This is a genomic window from Magnetospirillum sp. 15-1 (assembly GCF_900184795.1).
Classification (GTDB): domain Bacteria; phylum Pseudomonadota; class Alphaproteobacteria; order Rhodospirillales; family Magnetospirillaceae; genus Phaeospirillum.
The window spans coordinates 107,388-126,902 of sequence record NZ_FXXN01000025.1 but is presented as its reverse complement, the minus strand read 5'-3'; the positions used below and the strand labels follow the sequence as shown (position 1 = coordinate 126,902).

Below are 19,515 nucleotides of genomic sequence, written 5' to 3'. Positions count from 1 at the left end.
TAATTACGGGGAATAGGGGCTGCGTTGGACATGAGTGACGATCAGGAGTTGCTGAAGGCCATCGCCCAGGTGCGCCGCTCGCCCTACGGCAAGCGGGTGGTCCATGTCTTCACGTCGTGGGCCAAGGGCGATCCCAAGCATGCCGAGAAGCTGGCCAAGGGCCGCGATCTGGTTTCCCGCAATCTGTTCAACATTCCCGATTCCGGCTGCTTCGTCCTGTCGTCGGGCGACATGGTGTTCATCTGCGCCCAGGTTTCGGCGGCGGTGATCCAGACCGTGTGCTCGCGCCTCGAGACCCTGTTCTTCGGCGAGGAGAGCCCCCGGGTCAACAGCTATGGCGAGGCCAAGTATTTCAAGGTCTTCGACGCCGGCCGCGATCTGGCGAAGCTGATCACCTCGGTCAAGGCGCTGGTCTCGGTGGCTCCGGTGGCCTCCCGGCCGGCCATCGGGCTGAAGGAGTTCGAGGCCGTCGTCCGGGTCATCCGCGACAGCGACATCCGCGCCATGATCTTCAATCAGCCGGTCTATCGCTGGGCCGGGAAGAAGCCGGGGATCGAGTACCTGGAATTCTTCGCCTCCCTGGACCAGATGCGCAAGGCCGCCTGCCCCGAGCACGACATCGCCGGCAATCCGGCGCTGTTCCACCTGATCAAGGCCGAGCTGGACCTGCGTCTGATGCGGATCATCAGCCGCGAGATCGGCGAGTACCGCCACAAGGCCTTCTCCATCAACCTGCTGGGCACCAGCCTGCTGTCCAAGGAATTCGAGACCTTCATGGACGGCATTCCCGCCCGGCTGTCGGGCAAGATTTTCGCCGAGATCGACCGGGGGGATTTCCTGCAGCATTCGGCCGATCTGGACGCCCTGACGCGCCGGGCGTCCGAACTGAACGTGCCGCTGTGCGTCGACGGCCTGTCCCTGAGCGATCTGCGGGTGTTCCGCCTGCCGGCCGGGGCCGAGTTCGCCAAGATCAAGTGGTCCGAGCAGATCACCACCCTGCCGCACCGGGATCTGGAGGTGGCCATCCGCGCCATCAAGGAATACGGCCCGGAGAAGGTGGTGCTGACCCGCTGCGACAGCGAGCGGGCGCTGGACTTCGCCCAGGCCATGGGCATCCCCTTCGTGCAGGGCTATCTGGCGGACAAGATGTTCCGCGCCGGCATCAACTTCAACGAGGGGCGCAGCCAGGAGGAGCTTCCCGCCGCGGCGGTCACCCCGCCGCGCCGATCAGCTCCAGCCATTCCTGCTCAGAGAGCGTCGGTATGCCCAGCTTGACCGCCTCGGCGGCCTTGGAACCGGCATCGGCACCCACCACCACGTAATCGGTTTTCTTCGACACGCTGCCCACCACCTTGGCGCCCAACGCCTCGGCGCGGGCCTTGGCCTCGGGCCGGGTCATGGTGACCAGGGTGCCGGTGAACACCACCGCCTTGCCGGCGACGGGCGAGGCGGTGGCCTCGATGACCTTGGCGTCCTCGACGGCACCGCCCAGGTCCCGCATGGCGGCGACCAGTTCGTCCACCGCGGCGACGTTGTGCGCTTCCTTGAAGAAATCCAGCAGGTCCTGGGCCACCGAGGGGCCGATATCCTCGATGCTGGTCAGTTCCGCCGCCGCCTCGTCCGTGCCGGCCAGCATGGCGGCGCGCCAGGTGTCCAGGCTGCCGTAATGCCGCGCCAGGCGCTTGGCGGTGGCCTCGCCGATCTGGCGGATGCCCAGGGCGAAGATGAAGCGTTCAAGGCCCATGCGGGCGCGGGTGCGGATGGACTCGAACAGCTTCTCGGTGGAGCGCTTGCCCCAACCCTCGAAGTTCTCGAGCTTTTGCAGAGGCTCGCCGTCGTTGCGGTCCCTGAGCTTGAAGATGTCGGCGGGGGCGCGCACCCAGCCGCGCTCCCACAGGAACTCGATGTTCTTCTCGCCCAGTCCCTCGATGTCGAAGGCGTTGCGCGACACGAAATGCTTCAGCCGCTCCTTGGCCTGGGCCTCGCAGGTCAGGCCGCCGGTGCAGCGGCGGATCACCTCGCCCTCGGGCCGCACCGCATGGGCGCCGCACACCGGGCACACTTCGGGATAGACATAGGCGGCGGGACCACGCGGCTTGCCCGGCACCACGCCGACGATCTGCGGAATGACGTCGCCGGCCCGCTGCACGATCACCGTGTCGCCGATGCGCACGTCCTTGCGGGCGATCTCGTCCTCGTTGTGGAGCGTGGCGTTGGACACCACCACGCCGCCCACGTTGACCGGGGTCAGGCGTGCCACCGGAGTCAGCGCTCCGGTGCGGCCCACCTGGATGTCGATGGCCTCCAGCACTGTGGTGGCCTGCTCGGCGGGGAATTTGTGGGCGATGGCCCAGCGGGGGCTGCGCGACACGAAGCCCAGGCGCTTTTGCAGTTCCAGATCGTCCACCTTGTAGACGATGCCGTCGATGTCGTAGGGAAGCGAGGCGCGAGCCTCGCCCAAGGACTCATAGGCGGCCAGCAGTCCCGCCACGCCATCGCAGCGGCGAATCAGCGGATTGACCATGAAACCCCAGGCCCGCAGGCGCTCGAGATACCCCCAATGGCTGGAGGCGGGCGGGCTGGACGCCTCGCCCATGGCATAGGCGAACAGCGACAGCGGCCGTGACGCCGTGACCTTGGGGTCCAACTGGCGCAAGCTGCCGGCGGCGGCGTTCCTGGGATTGGCGAAGACCTTCTCTCCCGCCGCTTCCTGCCGCTGGTTGAGCGCCAGGAAATCGGCCTTGGTCATGAAGACCTCGCCCCTGATTTCGATCACCGCCGGCGCGTCGGGGGCCAGCGTGCGGGGCAACTGGCCTGCGGGGAAGGTTTCCAGGTTGCGGGTGACGTCCTCGCCTTCCGTCCCGTCGCCCCGCGTGGCGGCCGAGACGAACTCGCCCTTCTCGTAACGCAGGTTGATGGACAGGCCGTCGATCTTGGGCTCGGCCACGTAGGCCAGTTCCGCGTCGTCCGCAAGGCCCAGGAAGCGTCTGACCTTGGCGTCGAACTCGACCACGTCCTCGGGCGCGAAGGCGTTGTCCAGGCTCAGCATGGGCACGGCGTGCACCAGCTTGCCGAAGCCTTCGGCCGGGGCGGCACCCACCTTGTCCCTGATCGGGCTCCTGGCGGTCAGTTCGGGGAAACGCTCCCCGATCTCGCCCAGGCGGCGGCGGGCGGCATCATAGATATCGTCGGTGACCTCGGGGGCGTCCTGGCCGTGATAGGCCTGGTCCCAGCGGGCGATCTTCTCGGCCAGCTCGGCATGCTCGATGCGGGCTTCGAACGGAGTCAGGGCGGCGACGGGAATGGGGGCTCGGCTCATGGGCCGGTTATACGGCCGGTGCCCCAGGAAATAAAGGGGGTGGCCGAAGCCACCCCCTTTCCCGGACAGGTTCAGAAAGCGTAACGGACGGTGGCGTCCAGGCTGTAACTTTCCAGGTTTTCGCGGAACTGGGAGGTGCTGGCTCCGACGTTCACCTTGAAGTCGCTGACAAGGAAGTCGAGGCCGACGCCGAACACCACGCCGTCGGGATCGTTGCTGCTGCGGTAGCTATTGGCCAGATCGACCTTTTGGGCATGGGGCAGATCGTATTCATAGCGGGCGAACACGTTGGGGGTGAACACGCCGTAGCTGGTCTTCAAGTCGTGGCCGGCGGCCAGGGTGGCGCGGACCTGACCGAAATTGGCCAGGGAATCGCGGTTGAAGGTGTTGGCGTTGGTGGTGTAGTTCCCCTGGAACTCGGCGATGCGCAAATAGCCGAGGGTGGCCTTGAGCAGGGTGTCGTCATACCGCGTGTAGGCGGTGAGGTTGCCGGCACCGAAGATGCGGTTGGCGGTGGCGTCGCCGATCTCGGTGGCGTTGGACTTGAAGCGGTAGGTGATGCGGGCATAGCCGGCGACGCCGTCGGCGACCAGCCAGTCGTTGATGCTGTAGCCCAGATAGGGGGAGAACGAGACCGTATCGCCCTCCACCGAGCCGCCGTTGGCGACGTACTTGGTGTTGATCAGCACCTTCTCGTAGCCGACGGCGAGGCCGCCGATCAGGCTTTCGGTCAGGCGGCGGTCATAGCCGACGATGCCGTTGGTGATGGTGCCGCCGAAATCGCCGTTGCGGTCGGTCTTCTTCAGCCAGGTAACCGAACTGGCGACCCACACGGAATTGATCTTTCCCGACTTGTTGGCGGCGGCGCTGGAGCCCTGCCTGGAGGTGGCCTCATCCTCAGTGAGGTTGTCCGGGGGCGGAGTGGTCGTTGCTCCGCAGGACGAGGACGTGGGGGTCGGCGCGGTGTTCAGGGTCGGGCCGCCGCTGCCGGTCGAGGTGCCTCCGGGAGTGGTTCCTCCGCCGGTGGCTCCTCCGCCGGAGGATGCGGTGAATCCGCCTCCGCCGGTGACCACCGAGGTGACGCGGCTGGCGATCAGGCCGGCGGTATTGGTGCTGGCGGCGGTGGAGGCCTGCTGCGTCACCGGCGTGACGTCGCAACCGGCGAAGGCGGGATTGATCGCGGCCAAGGTCCCCGCCGCGGCAAGAACCGGAAGCAATTTACTGGTGATCATGAGAGGCCCCTGGTCCTGGCGGTTGTGTGTATACGTAGACATACGAGGGTGTATATCGTGGCTGGCATCGGCCCACCGACGTCTGCGTGCATCTTTTTCGGGGATACACAGGTTTCAGGCTGGGGGAAAGCTTTTGTAATGCCGTTGCTACATATCGATTGGATGTGTCAGGGCGCGACACATTTACGTCGCGCCATTCACACCATCAGCGCATCGGCGGCGGCGCGGGCGTGGTCGGTGATGACCTCGCCCGACAGCATGCGGGCGACTTCCTCGCGCCGCGCTTCGGGCGACAGGCGTTCGACGCCGGTGGCGACCTTGCCGGCCGCTTCGGCCTTGGCGACGCGGTAGTGGTGGCCGCCCCTGGCCGCCACTTGGGGGGAATGGGTGACCACCAGGATTTGCAAGGACTCGGCCAGACGGCCCAGGCGCTCGCCGACGGCGGCGGCCACGGCGCCGCCGATGCCGGAATCCACCTCGTCGAAGACGATGGTCGGCGTCGAGGAAATGCGGGCCAGCACTACTTTCAGGGCCAGCATGAAGCGTGACAGCTCACCGCCCGAGGCGATCTTGCCCAACGGACCGGGAGCCGAGCCGGGATTGGTGGCGACCTCGAAGCCGACCTGATCCAGGCCGGAAGGCCCCCATTGGGCCTCGTCCACCTGGGTGACGCGGGTCTGGAAGCGGGCCTTGTCCAGCTTCAGGGGCGGCAGTTCGGCGGCCACCGCCTTGTCCAGCCGGGCGGCGGCGCCAAGGCGGGCCTTGGACAGGGCGCGGGCCTGTTCCAGATAGGCGGTGCGGGCCGCCTGTTCGGCGCGGGCCAGCCGGGCGAGGCCGTCGCCGCCGCCTTCCAGCTGGGCCAGTTGGCGACCCAGGCGGTCGAGCAGCAGCGGCAGTTCGTCGACGGCCAACTGATGCTTGCGGGCGGCGGCGCGCAGGGCGAACAGCCGCTCCTCGACCTTTTCCAGATGGCGGGGATCGAGGTCGATCTCGGCGGAGGCGCGCTCCAGCAGGTTGGTGGCCTCCGAGGCTTCCTGGGCGGCGCGGTCCAGGGCGGCGATCACCGGGTCCAGCTTGCCCTCGGCCTTCTCGGCGACGCGCTCCAGGGCACGGGCGGCGGAGCGCAAGGACGCCTCCACCTCACCCTTGTGGGTCAGGGCGCCCTGGGCGGCGTTCATGGCCTCGAGCAGCTTCTCGCCATGCATCATCACGGCGCGGCTGGCGGCCAGTTCCGCCTCCTCCCCCGGCTTGGGGGCCAAGGCGGCGAGGTCCTCGTGCACCTGCCGCAGGTGCTCCTCCTCCGCCTTGGCACGGGCCAGATCGGCCTCGGCCTCGGCGCGGGCGCGGGCGGCGTCGCGCCAGGTGGTCCAGGCGCCGGCGAGGGCGGTGCGGATTTCGGCCTGCCCGGCGAAGGAATCCAGCACGCCCAGATGGGTGGCGGAATCCAGCAGGCCGTGGCTTTCGAACTGGCCGTGAATCTCCACCAGCTCGTCGCCGACCTTGCGCAGCAGCCCGACGCTGACCGGCTGGTCGTTGACATAGGCGCGCGACCGGCCGTCGGCGGTCAGCACCCGGCGGAGCAGCAGCGGCCCTTCGGCGGCCTCCATGTCCTGTTCGGCCAGCAAGGTGCGGGCGGGGTGGTTGGCGGGGGGATCGAACTCGGCGGTCACCACCGCCTGGGCGGTGCCATGGCGGACCAGACCGGATTCGGCGCGGGCTCCCAAGGCCAGCCCCAGGGAGTCCAGCAAGATGGATTTGCCGGCGCCGGTCTCGCCGGTGAACACCGACAATCCCCCGTCGAAGGAGAGATCAAGCCGCTCGATCAGGACGACGTCGCGGATCGACAGCGCGGTCAGCATCTACCAGAACTTGGCCCAGTTGAACCAGCCGCCGCTGGTCTTGGCGGGATCGTCGGCCTTGGGCTTGGGCTTGGCTTTGTCGTCGGACCAGAAGGACAGCGAGTCGGTCCAACCCTTCTTCGAGGCGCCCGACGGGTTGATGTTGCCGTGCTCGACCATGGTGTAGGCGTCTTCGTACCACTCGCTGCCGGGGAAATTGTGGCCCAGCACCGCCGCGGCGCGCGCCGCCTCCTGGTCCAGGCCCAGGGCGGTGTAGATTTCCACCATGCGATACAGCGCCTCGGGCACGTGGGTAGTGGTCTGGTACTGCTCGGCCACCAGCTTGAACCGGTTGAGCGCCGCCAGATGGTGTTCGAGGTGCTGGTAGTAGCGGCCGACATTCATTTCCTTGCCGGCGATATGGTCGCGGGCGAGGTCGATCTTCAGCATGGCGTCGCGGGCATAGGGCGTGGTGGGGAAGCGGTCGACCACTTCCTGCAGGATCTTCAGCGCCTGCTCGGTGAGCTTCTGGTCGCGGCCCACATCGGCGATCTGCTCGTAATAGCACAGGCCCTTGAGGTAGTAGCCGTAGGCGATGCTCTTGTTGCCCGGATGCAACTGGATGAAGCGGTCCAGGGCGACGATGGCGTCGTCGTACTTGTTGCGTTCGTACAGCGCATAGGCGCTCATCAACTGCGCCTTGGTCGCCCACACCGAATAGGGATGCTGGCGGTCCACCTCGTCGAACAGTTGGGCGGCCTTGTAGTATTCGTTGGCGTCGACCAGATCCATGGCCTCGTTGTAGAGCTCCTCCACCGGGCGCTCGACATATTCGGGCTTCTTCTCGCTGCATGCCCCCAATCCGGTGGCCAGGGCCGCCGACAGGGCGAGGGCCGGCAGGAAACGGGAGGTGGCTGAGCGATGGCGCATGGAGGCTCTTTGCGTGGACAGGACAGGAACGGCCCGCACTATAGCAGCTTCCAGCCGCAAAAAAACCCTCTCCACCACGAAGCGGAGAGGGCCATTGGGGGTCGTAAACTCTTCAGCCGTTGGCGGCGAGGGCCAGCGGCGCGGCGGCGAACGGCGCGGCGGCCGAGCCGGGGGCGATGGAGGTCAGTTCCCAGGCGCTGCTGTCGGCGAACAGGGCGCGCAGCAACTGATTGGTGACGGCATGACCGGCGCGCACGCCGTGATAATGGCCCAGCAGGGGGGCGCCGGCCAGATAGAGGTCGCCCACCGCGTCCAGCACCTTGTGACGGACGAATTCATCCTGATAGCGCAGGCCGTCGTCATTGAGCACCTTGGTGCCGGTGCTGTCGATCACCACCGCGTTGTCCAGCGAACCGCCGCGGGCCAGACCGTGGGAGCGCAGCATGGCCACTTCCTGCTCGAACCCGAAGGTCCGCGCGCGGGAGATTTCCGCCTTGAAGGTGCCGCGCGACAGGTTGACGAAGAATTCCTGGCGCGAGATGGCCGAGGCGCCGAAATCGATCTCGAAGCGCACCGAGAAGCCCGAGGACGGGGTCAGCGAGGCGACGCGCTCGCCGTCCTTGATCGTCACGCGCTTGAGGATCCTGATGGCCTGACGGGGAGCGTTCTGCTCGACCACGCCGGCGCATTCGATGAGGAACAGGAAGGGGGCGGCCGAACCGTCCATCACCGGCACTTCCGGGCCGTTGATCTCGATCAGGCAATTGTCGATCTGCATGCCGGCCAGGGCGCTCATCAGGTGTTCGACGGTGCCGACCACCACGCCGGCCTCGTTCTTCAGGCAGGTGTTCATGCGGGTGTCGCCCACCGACGACCACAGGGCCGGGACGATGGCGCCGCCGCCGGCGATGTCGACGCGGCGGAAGCGGATGCCGGTGCCGGCCTCGGCGGGATGCAGGACCATGGTCACCTTGGCGCCGGAATGCAGGCCGATGCCGGTGCAGCCGATGGCGCTCTTCAAGGTCCGCTGACGCATGGATTCGGAGGAGGGCTTGGCTTCGGGACGCAGATTGGTGACGATCTGACTCACGCTAAATCCCCTGTCTCCTGGCTCGCCGCGCCGCTTGTGTCGTATGGCGTTTGGCGATCCTTCATCTTGATGGTGAAAGGTGTAGCAGCACGGAGTCCAGGGCTCAAATCAATCATTATTGCCAAATGTTACACTCACTCCAGGATCGTGAAACAATCGCTGGCGGCCTTGAGCCGTTTGGCGTGAAACAAAAAAGAGGGCCCGTCCGGTGAACCGGTCGGGCCCAAGTCTTACAGCGCGGGCGGAAAAGGGGGAAGCCCCTCTTCCGCGATCAGTAGGTCAGTTGGCCTGGCGGCGCAGGAAGGCCGGAATGTCCAGGTCCTCGCCCGCCCGGCTGGCGGTGGGCTCGCGCCGGGCCTCCATGCGCGGCTGGGGCTGCGGCTGGGGCTGGGGCGCCGGCTGGGCCGGGGCGCGGTGACGGTTGACCAGACGGTCGAGCAGACCGCCCATGCGCCGGGTCTCCTGGGGCGGCTGCGGCGCCAGGGTCGGGGCGGAGGCGGCTTCGCTGATCTCGGACAGCGCCTTGTGCAGGTCCTTCATCTCGGGCTGCGGACGGCCGAGGACCGGCTCGTGGCGGGCCTCCATCTCGGGCTGCTCGGCCCGCATGTCCGACTCGAGCCGCAGTTCGGGCTCGTGGCGGGCTTCGCCGCGCACCATGGGCTCGGCCCTCATCATCTGCTCGGGACGCCCGATATCCAGTTCGGGCTGGAGCTGGGCGGCCACCGCGGGACGGTGAGCCGGCTGATGCGCATGGGCGGTGGCGGCCGGCGCCGACATGGCCGGAGCCGACATGGCCGGAGCCGACATGACCGGAGCCGACATGGCTGCGGCGGACTGGGCGGCGGCCGGCTGGGCCTGCGGCCGGAAGAACGGCGCCTGGGCCTGGGCGGCGGCGGGACGCGCCACTTCGGGACGGGGAGCCGGGGCGGCGGGAGTGACCAGCGAAATGACGGTGGGCTTTGCTTGGGCGGCGGCTTCCGAGGCGATGCCGGTGGCGACCACCGAGACCCGCATCTTGCCGTTCAGCTTCTCGTCGAAGGTCGAGCCGAAGATGATGTTGGCGTCGGGATCGACCTCGTCGCGGATGCGGTTGGCGGCCTCGTCGACCTCGAACAGGGTCATGTCCATGCCGCCGGTGATGTTGATCAGCACGCCGCGCGCCCCCTTCATGGAGGTGTCGTCGAGCAGCGGGTTGGAGATGGCGGCCTCGGCGGCGTCGATGGCGCGCTTGTCGCCCTCGGCCTCGCCGGTGCCCATCATGGCCTTGCCCATCTCGCTCATCACGGTGCGGATGTCGGCGAAGTCCAGGTTGATCAGGCCGGGCATGATCATCAGGTCGGTAACGCCGCGCACGCCGGAATACAGCACGTCGTCGGCCATCTTGAAGGCATCGGCGAAGGTGGTGCGCTCGGTGGCGACGCGGAACAGGTTCTGGTTCGGGATGATGATCAGGGTGTCGACGAACTGCTGCAGTTCCTCGATGGCGCCCTCTGCTGTGCGCATGCGGTGCGCGCCTTCGAAGTGGAAGGGCTTGGTCACCACGCCGACCGTCAGGATGCCCTGCTCACGCGCGGCCCGCGCGATGACCGGAGCGGCGCCCGAGCCGGTGCCGCCGCCCATGCCGGCGGTGATGAACACCATGTTGGCCCCGCCGATCTGGCCGAGGATTTCCTCGAGGCTTTCCTCGGCGGCGGCGCGGCCGATGTCGGGACGCGAACCGGCGCCCAACCCCTGCGTCACCTGATTGCCCAGCTGGATGCGCCGTTCGGTGCGGCTTTGGCCGAGCGACTGGGAATCGGTGTTGGCGACGATGAACTCGACGCCTTCAAGCCGCGACAGAATCATGTTGTTGACGGCGTTGCCGCCGGCACCACCCACGCCCACCACGGTGATTCGAGGCTTGAGCTCTTGGTGAGCTCCGGGAAGGAAAGTCAGCATGTCCAGGTCCTCCGCGCTGTGTGGCCGATTCGTTGCCGGCCCGTTGAACTCGTAAAATCCGCTAAAACTCAGAAATTCCGCTTGAGCCAGGAGCCGACGCGGCCCCAGCCCGACGCACCCTCGCCGCGCGTCCCGGCCCTTTTTCCGCGCGACGGCGCGGGCGCATGGACCAGGGCGTAGCGGATCAATCCGGCACAGGTTGAAAAGGCGGGGCCGCCGGTGGCCTCGGGCAGGCCGTGCAGCCCCATGGGCTTGCCGAGCCGCACCTGCTTGTCCAGCACCATGCCGGCCAGATCGCGGGCGCCCTGCATCTGGCTGGCGCCGCCGGTCAGCACCACGCGGCGCCCGGCCAGCTTGTCGAAGCCGCCCTGCTCCAGATGCGAGCGCACCAGTTCGAAGGTCTCCTCCAGCCGGGGCTGGATGATCTGGATCAGCATGGAGCGCGGCACCTGATTGGAGGCGCCGTCCTCGTCCTCGCCGACCAGGGGCACCTTCAGGATTTCGCGGTCGTCCGAGGCCGAGGGAATCACCGAGCCGTACAGGGTCTTCAGCCGCTCGGCATGCACCACCGGGGTGGACAGGCCGCGGGCGATGTCGCTGGTGACGTGGGCGCCACCCACCGCGATGACGTCGGTATGAACGAGCTGGCCGCCCAGGAACACGGCGATGGAGGTGGTGCCGCCGCCCATGTCGATGCAGGTGACGCCCAGTTCCTTTTCGTCCTCCACCAGGCAGGCCAGGCCCGAGGCGTAGGGGCTGACCACGCGGGCCTCGATGTCGAGGTGGCAGCGGTTGACCACGGTGGACAGGTTGCGCACCGGGCCGATACCGGCGGCGATGACGTGGATGGCCACCCCTAAGCGGTCGCCGAACATGCCGCGCGGGTCCCTGATGCCTTCGTTGCCGTCGATGGTGTAGTCCACCGGAATGGCATGGATCAGTTCGCGGTCGGGGCTTTCGTGATGGGCGCGGCCGTGCTCGAGCATGCGGCGGATATCGGTCTCGTTGACGGCGTGGCCGTTCATGGCCACCTCGACCTTGACGTTGGCCGAGCCGGGATGGCCGCCCGAGATGTTGATGGCGACGGCGCGGACCTGATCGTTGGCCATTTCCTCGGCGGCCTCGACGGCGGCGCGGATCGAGGTTTCCAGCTCCTCCATGTCCACCACGGCGCCGTTGCGCATGCCACGCGCCACCTGATGGCCGATGCCCACCATGCGGGGCGAGCCGTCATCCTGAATCTTGGCGATGAAGCAGCACACCTTGGTGGTGCCCACGTCCAGCGCCGCGACGAGGCCATTCCTTGCCGCCATGCTCAGCGCTCCCTTGCCATGGCGGTGGGCGGCGCGATGGAGGCGGTGTTGACCGCCGTCGGCTCGCGCGAGCTCTTCAGCACCATGCGGTCGGGAACGCGCAGGTCGATCATGGTGATCTGCTTGCCCGACAGGGCGCGGGTCTTCTCCAACTCGGCCAGACGGTGCCACGCGGCTTCGGTGTCCAGTTCGGGCAGGCGGGCCTCCAGGCCCTTCTCCACGTCGTCCAGCTTGATGTTCCAGCGGCGGTTGCCCACCCGGACGGCCGCCTTGACCCGGGCGGCCAGTTCGGGCTCGGTGGCCAGCAGGGCGAACAGCTCGTCGGTGCGAGCCGGCGCGCCGTCGCCGACCACCAGGGGCAGGTCCTCGAAGCCCTCGATGGCGCCGGGGATGTTGTGGCCGTCGCGGTCCACCAGCACGAAGCTGCTGTCGGTCTGCCACAGGGCCACCGGCTGGCGCTCGACGATGGACAGGTGCAGGGCGCCGGGCAGGCGACGCTCGATGGCGGCGGCGCGCACGCTGGGCAGCGCCTCGACCCGCGCCCTGGCGGCGGCGATGTCGACGCCCAGGATGGGATCGCCGTAACGGGCGCCGAGCGCCGAGACCAACTGTTCGGCCGGGGTGCGGCGGCGGCCCGAAACGGTGATGTCGGCCACCTGGAAGCCGGCCTCGGCGGTGGAATTCAGGAACGCCATGCCGGTATCGCGCACCAGACGCTGCGGCTTGCCCGAATGCCACAGGGCCAGCCCGCTCACCATGACGGCGGTGACCAGCAGGCCGGCACCGGCCAGCTTCTGCAGCGGGGTCATGTCGAGGCGCAGGCGCGGCAGGCGGCGCTTGGCCTTGGGCCGAGCCGGGGCAGCCGTCGCGGCGGCCGTCGCCGTCTGGCGCTTGGCCGAAATCTGGCGCGGCGCCCGGTGGACGCCGGGACGGTCGTCGGCGGTGATGACGATATCGGAGGGGTTCAGTCGCATCGCGCCTCCTCCACCATCCACCGCACCAGCTCGGGGAAGGTGATTCCCTGATAGGCGGCCATCTCGGGCACCAGCGAAGTGGCGGTCATGCCGGGCTGGGTGTTGACCTCCAGCATGACCAGCCGGGGCGCGGCACCCAGAGTGGTGTCGTCGTAACGCAGATCGGCGCGGCTGACGCCCCGGCAGCCCAGCGCCTTGTGGGCGGCGACGGCCAGCCGGCAGGCCTCGGCGTAATCGGCGGGGGCGATGGGAGCGGGCATGATGTGCCGCGAGCCGCCCGGCGCGTACTTGGCCTCGTAATCGTAGAAGCCGTGCTCCGAGGTGATCTCGAGAACGCCGAGGGCCCGATCGCCCATCACCGCCACGGTCAGCTCGCGCCCGGGGATGAAGCTTTCCACCAGCACCTCGTCCGCGTCGAACGGCCAGCCGGTCAGCGGCGAGGGCTGGTTCTCGCGCACGATGAACACGCCGACCGACGACCCTTCGTTGAGGGGCTTGACCACGAAGGGGCGGGGCAGGGGATCGGGACCGGTGCTTTCGGCGCGGGTGATCACGCGGCCCTCGGCCACCGGAATGCCCGCACTGGCGAACAGGGCGCGGGCGAAGGCCTTGTCCATGGCCGCCGCCGAGGCCAGCAGGCCGGAATGGGTGTAGGGCACGCCCAGGAGGTTCAGCACGCCCTGGACGCAGCCATCCTCGCCGAAGCGGCCGTGGAGCGCGTTGAACACCACGTCGGGCTTGGTCTCGGTGATGGCGCGCACCAGTTCGGCCGGATCGCGGCCGCAATCCACCAGAGCGACCTCGAATCCTGCCTGCTCCAGCGCCTTGGCGGCGGCGGCCCCCGAACGCAAGGACACGTCGCGCTCGGCCGAGGCTCCTCCCATCAGGACGGTGACGCGCTTGGCCTTGCTCATGACTTGTCGCTCCTGACGCCGATACGGCGGATTTCCCAATGCAGGTCCACGCCGCTGGTCTCCAACACCCGGCGGCGGACCTCCTCGCCCAGATCCTCGATGTCGGCGGCGGTGGCGTCGCCGGTGTTCAGGAGGAAGTTGCAGTGCTTTTCCGACACCTGGGCGCCGCCCCTGACCAGCCCGCGGCAGCCCGCCGCGTCGATCAGCTTCCAGGCGCTCATGCCCTCGGGGTTGGCGAAGGTGGAACCGCCGGTGCGCACCTTGACCGGCTGGGCGTCTTCCCGCGCTTTGGCGATCTCGGCCATGCGCGCGCCGATATCGGCCGGCTTGCCGGGGCGGCCCTTCAGCGAGCCCGACAGGAAGATCCAGCCCTCTGGCACCGTGCTGCGGCGATAGGAGAAGCCCAGCTCGTCGGGTCCGAGAATCTGCAGGTTACCCGCCCGGTCCAGGGCCTGGGCCGAGACGGTGACGTCCTTCATCTCGGCCCCGAAGGCGCCGGCGTTCATGCGCAGCGCGCCGCCGATGGTGCCCGGCACGCCCGACAGGAATTCCAGCCCGGCCAGACCGGCTTCCTCTGCGGTACGGGCCACGGTGAGGTCGAGAGCGCCCGCGCCGGCGGTGATGATGTCGCCGCTGACATCGATGGTGGCGAAGGGACCGACCAGACGGATCACTATGCCCGGCACGCCGCCATCCCGGACCAGCAGGTTGGAGCCGACGCCCACCACGGTGACCGGCACGTCCTCGGGCAGGACCTCCAGCACGGCGATCAGGTCGTCCAGGTCGGCGGGGCGGAACAGCGCTTCGGCATTGCCGCCCACCCGGAACCAGGTGAAGGGCGCCATGGGCGCGTCGAAGCTCATCCGTCCCCGCACCGGGGGCAGGGCGTCGCGCCAGTCATGGAGCTTGCGCGCCGTCATCATTCGGCGCCTCCCGGCGAAGGATCGGGCAGAGCGGCCAGTTCGGCGGGCAGGGCATGGGCCCAGGCGGTGATGTTGCCGGCACCCAGGCAGACCACCATGTCGCCGGGGCCGGCCAGGGAATTGACCAGTGGCGCCAGGGCCTTGGGTTCGGCCAGCGCCATCACCCGGCGGTGGCCGTGTTCCTGCAGTCCCTTGACCAGCGAGGCCTTGTCGAAGCCTTCCATGGGCTTCTCGCCCGCCGCGTAGACGTCGGCGACCACCACCATGTCGGCGTCGTTGAAGCAGGTGCAGAACTCGGGGAACAGGCTGGACAGGCGGGTATAGCGATGGGGCTGCACCACGGCGATGACGTTGCCCCGGCAGGCGGAGCGGGCGGCCTTCAGCACGGCGGCGATCTCCACCGGGTGATGGCCGTAATCGTCGATGACGGTGACGCCCTTGGCCTCGCCGGTGCGGGTGAAGCGGCGCTTCACGCCCTTGAATTCCGAAAGCGCCTTCTTCACCACGTCGTTGGGCAGGCCCAGCTCGTTGGCGACCGCGATGGCCGCCAGGGAGTTCAGCACGTTGTGCTCGCCGTACATGGGGAGAAAGATGTCGGCGATGGTCCGGGTGGCGCCGGTGACGCGGTCGGTGATGACCACGTCGTAGCGGGCGCCCTTGATGTCCATGGTCAGCCTGTCGACCCGCACCAGGGCCTGGTGGTTGAAGCCGTAGGTCACCAGCTTGCGGTCGGGGATGCGGGCCACCAGGGCCTGGACCTCGGGGTGGTCGATGCACATGGCGGCGAAGCCGTAGAACGGGATGTTCTCGACGAAGGTGCGGAACGCCTCGTGCAGCTTCTCCACCGTGCCGTAATGGTCCATGTGCTCGGGGTCGATGTTGGTCACCACCACGGCGGTGGACGGCAGCTTGATGAACGAGCCGTCGGATTCGTCGGCCTCGACCACCATCCATTCGCTGGCGCCCAGGCGGGCATTGGTGCCGTAGGCGTTGATGATGCCGCCGTTGATCACCGTGGGGTCCAGCCGCGCGGTGTCGAGAAGTGCGGCGATCAGCGAGGTGGTGGTGGTCTTGCCATGGGTGCCGCCGATGGCGATGGCGGATTTCAGGCGCATCAGCTCGGCCAGCATCTCGGCGCGGCGCACCACGGGGACCAGCTTGGCGCGGGCCGCCTGGACCTCGGGGTTGTCGGCCTTGACCGCCGACGACACCACCACCACGCGGGCATCGCCCAGCGCTTCCGCCGCGTGGCCGATATGGACGCGGATGCCCATCTTGCGCAGGCGCTCGACGTTGTAATTGTCGGCGATGTCGGTGCCCTGGACCGAATAGCCCAGGTTGTGAAGGATCTCGGCGATGCCGGACATGCCGATGCCGCCGATGCCGACGAAGTGGATGGTGCCGATGTTCAGCGACATGGTGCGCATGGGGTCAGGCTCCACTCATCTGGGGGATCAGCCCGACCACAAGGTCGGCCAGCGCTTCGGCCGCGTCGGGGCGGCCGGCGTTGCGGGCGCAGGCGGCGGTCCGCACCAGGGCTTCGGGCTGGGTGAACAGGGAGTCCAGACGGGCGGCCAGGGTCTCGGGCGTGAACGAGTCCTGCTGCATCAGCCAGGCGCCGCCGCAATCCTCGGCGGCGTGGGCGTTGGCGGTCTGGTGGTCGTCGATGGCGAAGGGATAGGGCACCAGGATGGCCGGGCGGCCCAGCGTGGTCAGCTCGGCCACGGTGGAGGCGCCGGCCCGCGCGATGACCAGATGGGCGGCGGCCAGACGCTCGGGCACGTCGGCGAAGAAGCTTTCCAGGGTGGCGTCGATGCCGGTGCCGGCATAGGCCCGGCGCACGCCGTCCAGATCCTCGGGGCGGCATTGCTGGGCGATGCGGATGCGGGCGCGCAGGGTCTCGGGCAGGCGGGCCAGCGCCGCCGGGATCACCTCGGACAGGATGCGGGCGCCCTGGCTGCCGCCCAGCACCAGCAGGTCGATGGGACCCTCGGCGCCGATCTCGGGATAGGGCGTCTCTCGGCTGGCCAGGATGCCGGCGCGCACCGGCATGCCGGTATGGACCAGCTTGGGGACCAGTCTGGCCTCCACGTGGCTGACCTCGGCGAACGAGGTGGCGATGCGCCGCACCCGGCCGGCCAGCAGGCGGTTGGCGCGGCCCAGCACGGCGTTCTGCTCGTGAATGGCGGTGGGAATGCCGGCCAGCGAGGCCGCCGCCATGCCCGGCACCGAGGCATAGCCGCCGAAGCCGATCACCGCCGCCGGGCGGATGCGCTTCAAGATGGATCGGGCCTGGATGATTCCCAGGCCCAGTTCCAACGCGGAGCGCAGGGCAGAAAGCTTGCCGCGCCCGGCGATGCCGCCGGCCGAGATGCGGAAGGTCTCCAGCTTGCCCAGCGTGCCGCCGTAGGCGGCGCCGCGCTTGTCGGTGATCAGCGCCAGGCGGTAGCCGCGCGCCAGCAGTACCGAGGCCAGGGCCTCGGCGGGGAAGACGTGGCCGCCGGTGCCGCCGGCAGCGAGAGCGATCAGGGGCTTGGTGCTCATGCCTCCATGCCCTCCCTGCCGTAGCGGGTGCGGGTCAGCGCCAGCACCATGCCCATGCCGAGAGCCAGGGCGACCATGGAGGAACCGCCATAGGAGATGAACGGCAGCGTCATGCCCTTGGCCGGCATCATGCGCAGCGTGGACGCCATGTTGACGATGGCCTGCAGCCCGAACTGCACCAGCAGTCCGGCGGTGGCCAGGACGACGAACAGGTTGTCCTCCTTGTGGATGCGCGAGAAGCCGCGCAGCACGATGAAGGCGAACAGCATGACCACGAACAGGCACAGCACCACGCCGAATTCCTCGCCGCCCACCGCCAGGATGAAGTCGGTATGGGCGTCGGGCAGCACCAGCTTGACCCGGCCCTCGCCGGGGCCGCGACCGAACAGCCCGCCGTTCTTGAAGGCGTTGAGCGCGGTGGTCACCTGATAGGCGCCGCTGCCCGAGGGATCGAGGAACTTGTCGAAGCGCGCCTGGACGTGGGGGAAGACGTAATAGGCGCCGACGATGCCGATGGGCGCCGCCAATCCCAGGCCGACCACCAGGATCAGCGGCAGCCCGGCCAGGAAGAACTGGGTGCCCCAGATGGCGGTCAGAATGGCGGTCTGGCCCACGTCCGGCTGGATCAGCAGCAGGAGGGCGACCACGCCGAAAAGGGCGGTGGCGATCACCCGGCCGGGGAAGGCGGGGTCCAGGCGGGCCGAGGCGAACATCCAGGCCGAGACCACCGCGAACATGGGCTTGACGAATTCGGAGGGCTGGATGGAGATGCCGGCCAGATTCAGCCAGCGCTTGGCGCCCTTGATCTCGCCGCCCAGCACCGGGACCAGGACCAGCAGGGCGATGGAGCCCAACAGGCCGATCACCGCCATGCGCCGCACCTGCTTCGGGCTGAGCAGAGAGACGGCCAGCATGATGGCGATGGACGGGGCCAGGAAAACGAACTGGCGGCGCACGAAGTGGAAGCTCTGCGCCCCGATGCGCTCGGCCACCGCCGGGCTGGCCGCCATGGTCAGGATGGCGCCGACGGCCACCAACAGGAACAGCGCCGCGATGGTCCAGCGGTCGACGGTCCACCACCAGCGGCCCAGGACGGAGGTATCGGTGCGCCCGAAGGTGACGCTCATACCGCCCCTCCGTCGCTGAAGGCCTGGACCAGCGCGCGGAAGGTGTCGCCGCGATCCTCGAACGACTTGAACTGGTCCCAGGACGCGCAGGCCGGCGACAGCAGCACCACGGCGCCGGGGATGGCGTCGGACACCGCCAGATTGCGGGCGGCGGCCACCGCCTTGTCCAGGGTGGCGCAGCGGGTATAGCGCACCTTGCCCTCCAGGGTGGCGGCGAAGGCTTCGCTGGCCTCGCCGATCAGGAAGGCATGCTGGACTCGGCCGAAATGCTTCTCCAGCGAGGCGATGCCGCCTTCCTTGGCCTGACCGCCGGCAATCCAGTAGACGTGGTCGTAGCAGACCAGGGCCTTTTCCACCGCGTCGGCGTTGGTGGCCTTGGAATCGTTGATCCAGTCGATGCCGTGATCGCTGCCCACCAGCTCCTGGCGATGCCCGAGGCCGGGATAGGTGGCGAGCGCTGCGGCGATCACCTTGGGGGCGAGACCTTCGGCCCGCGCGGCGGCGTAGACGGCGCAGGCGTTCTGCCAGTTGTGGCGGCCGGGCAGATTGGCGATCTCCTTGAGGTCGCAAATGGGCTTGGCGTTGTCCAGCAGCACGCCTTCGGGGGCGGAAACGCCCTCGGACAGCACGGATTCCACGGAAACCTTCACCACCCGGACGCCCATGCGCGACAGTTCGGCGACAATGGACCGGCAGGGGCCGTCATCGACGCTGATCACCGCGGCGCCGCCGGGGGTCAGGTAGTCGAATACCCGGCGCTTGGCGGCGATGTAGCCGGTCATGCCGCCGTGGCGGCCCAGATGGTCGGGAGTGACGTTGAGCAGGATGGCGACGCCCAGCTTCAGGCTGTTGGTCAGTTCCAGCTGATAGGAGGACAGTTCCAGCACATAGCGTCCGTCGCCCGGCAGTTCGGGCAGGTCCAGGGCGGGCGTGCCGAGATTGCCCCCGGCGGCGGCGGCGATGCCGGCCTCGGCCAGCACATGGGCCAGCAGGGTGGTGGTGGTCGACTTGCCGTTGGTGCCGGTGACGGCCAGTATGCGGCTGCCAGCCTTGGCCAGGGCCAGCAGTTCCACGTCGCAGACCAGCGGCACGCCGGCCGCGCGGACCCGTTCCGCCACCGGATGGGGCTGGGGATGGGTGTGGGGAATGCCGGGGCTCCACACCACCAGATCGGCCTTCTCCAGGGGAATCTGCGCGGGATCGCGGATGGGGATGCCGGCCTCGGCGGCGGCCTTGCGGCCGGCCTCGCTGTCGTCCCAGGCCATCACGCCGGCGCCGGCCGCCAGCAGGGCGCGCGCCGTGGCGGTCCCGGACTTGCCCAGGCCCATCACCAGAACGCGCTTACCTTTGAGGAAGGGGACGGGGATCATGAC

At 68.5% G+C, this 19,515-nt stretch carries 15 protein-coding genes; 1 reads left to right on the top strand and 14 read right to left on the bottom strand.

Annotated features, from left to right (window positions below):
• The first annotated feature begins 30 nt into the window (after positions 1-30).
• Complete coding sequence (locus CP958_RS13520; protein ID WP_096702477.1) at positions 31-1,275, top strand: EAL domain-containing protein; 1,245 nt, start codon at positions 31-33, stop codon at positions 1,273-1,275.
• On the opposite strand, the gene ligA is transcribed toward CP958_RS13520, so the two are convergent.
• The 14 genes from ligA to murD all read right to left on the bottom strand — a co-directional run bounded on the left by ligA (position 1,211) and on the right by murD (position 19,512).
• The gene (gene ligA / locus CP958_RS13515; RefSeq protein WP_096702476.1) at positions 1,211-3,319 is read right to left on the bottom strand and encodes an NAD-dependent DNA ligase LigA; all 2,109 of its coding nucleotides are present in this window, start codon (positions 3,317-3,319) and stop codon (positions 1,211-1,213) included. The genes CP958_RS13520 and ligA overlap by 65 nt on opposite strands.
• Before the next feature lie 71 nt (positions 3,320-3,390).
• Positions 3,391-4,551: an autotransporter outer membrane beta-barrel domain-containing protein gene (locus CP958_RS13510; RefSeq protein ID WP_141400515.1), complete on the bottom strand. Its 1,161-nt coding sequence runs from the start codon at positions 4,549-4,551 to the stop codon at positions 3,391-3,393.
• Positions 4,552-4,748: 197 nt separating this feature from the next.
• On the bottom strand, positions 4,749-6,410 hold the full coding sequence (recN, locus tag CP958_RS13505; protein WP_096702474.1) for a DNA repair protein RecN: 1,662 nt from the start codon (positions 6,408-6,410) through the stop codon (positions 4,749-4,751).
• On the bottom strand, positions 6,411-7,319 hold the full coding sequence (locus CP958_RS13500; protein ID WP_096702473.1) for an outer membrane protein assembly factor BamD: 909 nt from the start codon (positions 7,317-7,319) through the stop codon (positions 6,411-6,413).
• Positions 7,320-7,431: 112 nt separating this feature from the next.
• A complete protein-coding gene (gene lpxC / locus CP958_RS13495; protein WP_347337841.1) occupies positions 7,432-8,409 on the bottom strand; it encodes a UDP-3-O-acyl-N-acetylglucosamine deacetylase in 978 nt (325 codons plus the stop codon).
• 279 nt (positions 8,410-8,688) lie between these two features.
• The gene (ftsZ, locus tag CP958_RS13490; protein ID WP_096702472.1) at positions 8,689-10,347 is read right to left on the bottom strand and encodes a cell division protein FtsZ; all 1,659 of its coding nucleotides are present in this window, start codon (positions 10,345-10,347) and stop codon (positions 8,689-8,691) included.
• A 68-nt stretch (positions 10,348-10,415) separates the two neighbouring features.
• Positions 10,416-11,660: a cell division protein FtsA gene (ftsA, locus tag CP958_RS13485; protein ID WP_096702471.1), complete on the bottom strand. Its 1,245-nt coding sequence runs from the start codon at positions 11,658-11,660 to the stop codon at positions 10,416-10,418.
• Between the two features lie 2 nt (positions 11,661-11,662).
• Complete coding sequence (locus CP958_RS13480; RefSeq protein ID WP_096702470.1) at positions 11,663-12,634, bottom strand: cell division protein FtsQ/DivIB; 972 nt, start codon at positions 12,632-12,634, stop codon at positions 11,663-11,665.
• Positions 12,625-13,548 carry a D-alanine--D-alanine ligase gene (locus CP958_RS13475; RefSeq protein WP_096702469.1) on the bottom strand — a complete coding sequence of 308 codons (924 nt, stop codon included), beginning with the start codon at positions 13,546-13,548 and terminating at the stop codon, positions 12,625-12,627. Before CP958_RS13475 ends, CP958_RS13480 begins: the two co-directional genes overlap by 10 nt.
• Entirely contained in the window at positions 13,545-14,471 is a 927-nt protein-coding gene (murB, locus tag CP958_RS13470; protein ID WP_347337840.1) for a UDP-N-acetylmuramate dehydrogenase, read from the bottom strand. Before murB ends, CP958_RS13475 begins: the two co-directional genes overlap by 4 nt.
• Positions 14,468-15,898 carry a UDP-N-acetylmuramate--L-alanine ligase gene (murC, locus tag CP958_RS13465; RefSeq protein ID WP_096702468.1) on the bottom strand — a complete coding sequence of 477 codons (1,431 nt, stop codon included), beginning with the start codon at positions 15,896-15,898 and terminating at the stop codon, positions 14,468-14,470. Before murC ends, murB begins: the two co-directional genes overlap by 4 nt.
• 4 nt (positions 15,899-15,902) lie before the next feature.
• Positions 15,903-17,015, bottom strand: a complete 1,113-nt coding sequence (gene murG, locus CP958_RS13460) for an undecaprenyldiphospho-muramoylpentapeptide beta-N-acetylglucosaminyltransferase (RefSeq protein ID WP_096702467.1) — start codon at positions 17,013-17,015, stop codon at positions 15,903-15,905.
• Entirely contained in the window at positions 17,012-18,142 is a 1,131-nt protein-coding gene (ftsW, locus tag CP958_RS13455) for a putative lipid II flippase FtsW (protein WP_096702466.1), read from the bottom strand. The genes murG and ftsW overlap by 4 nt, the downstream gene beginning before the upstream one ends.
• Positions 18,139-19,512 carry a UDP-N-acetylmuramoyl-L-alanine--D-glutamate ligase gene (gene murD, locus CP958_RS13450; protein WP_096702465.1) on the bottom strand — a complete coding sequence of 458 codons (1,374 nt, stop codon included), beginning with the start codon at positions 19,510-19,512 and terminating at the stop codon, positions 18,139-18,141. The genes ftsW and murD overlap by 4 nt, the downstream gene beginning before the upstream one ends.
• Positions 19,513-19,515: the final 3 nt, after the last annotated feature.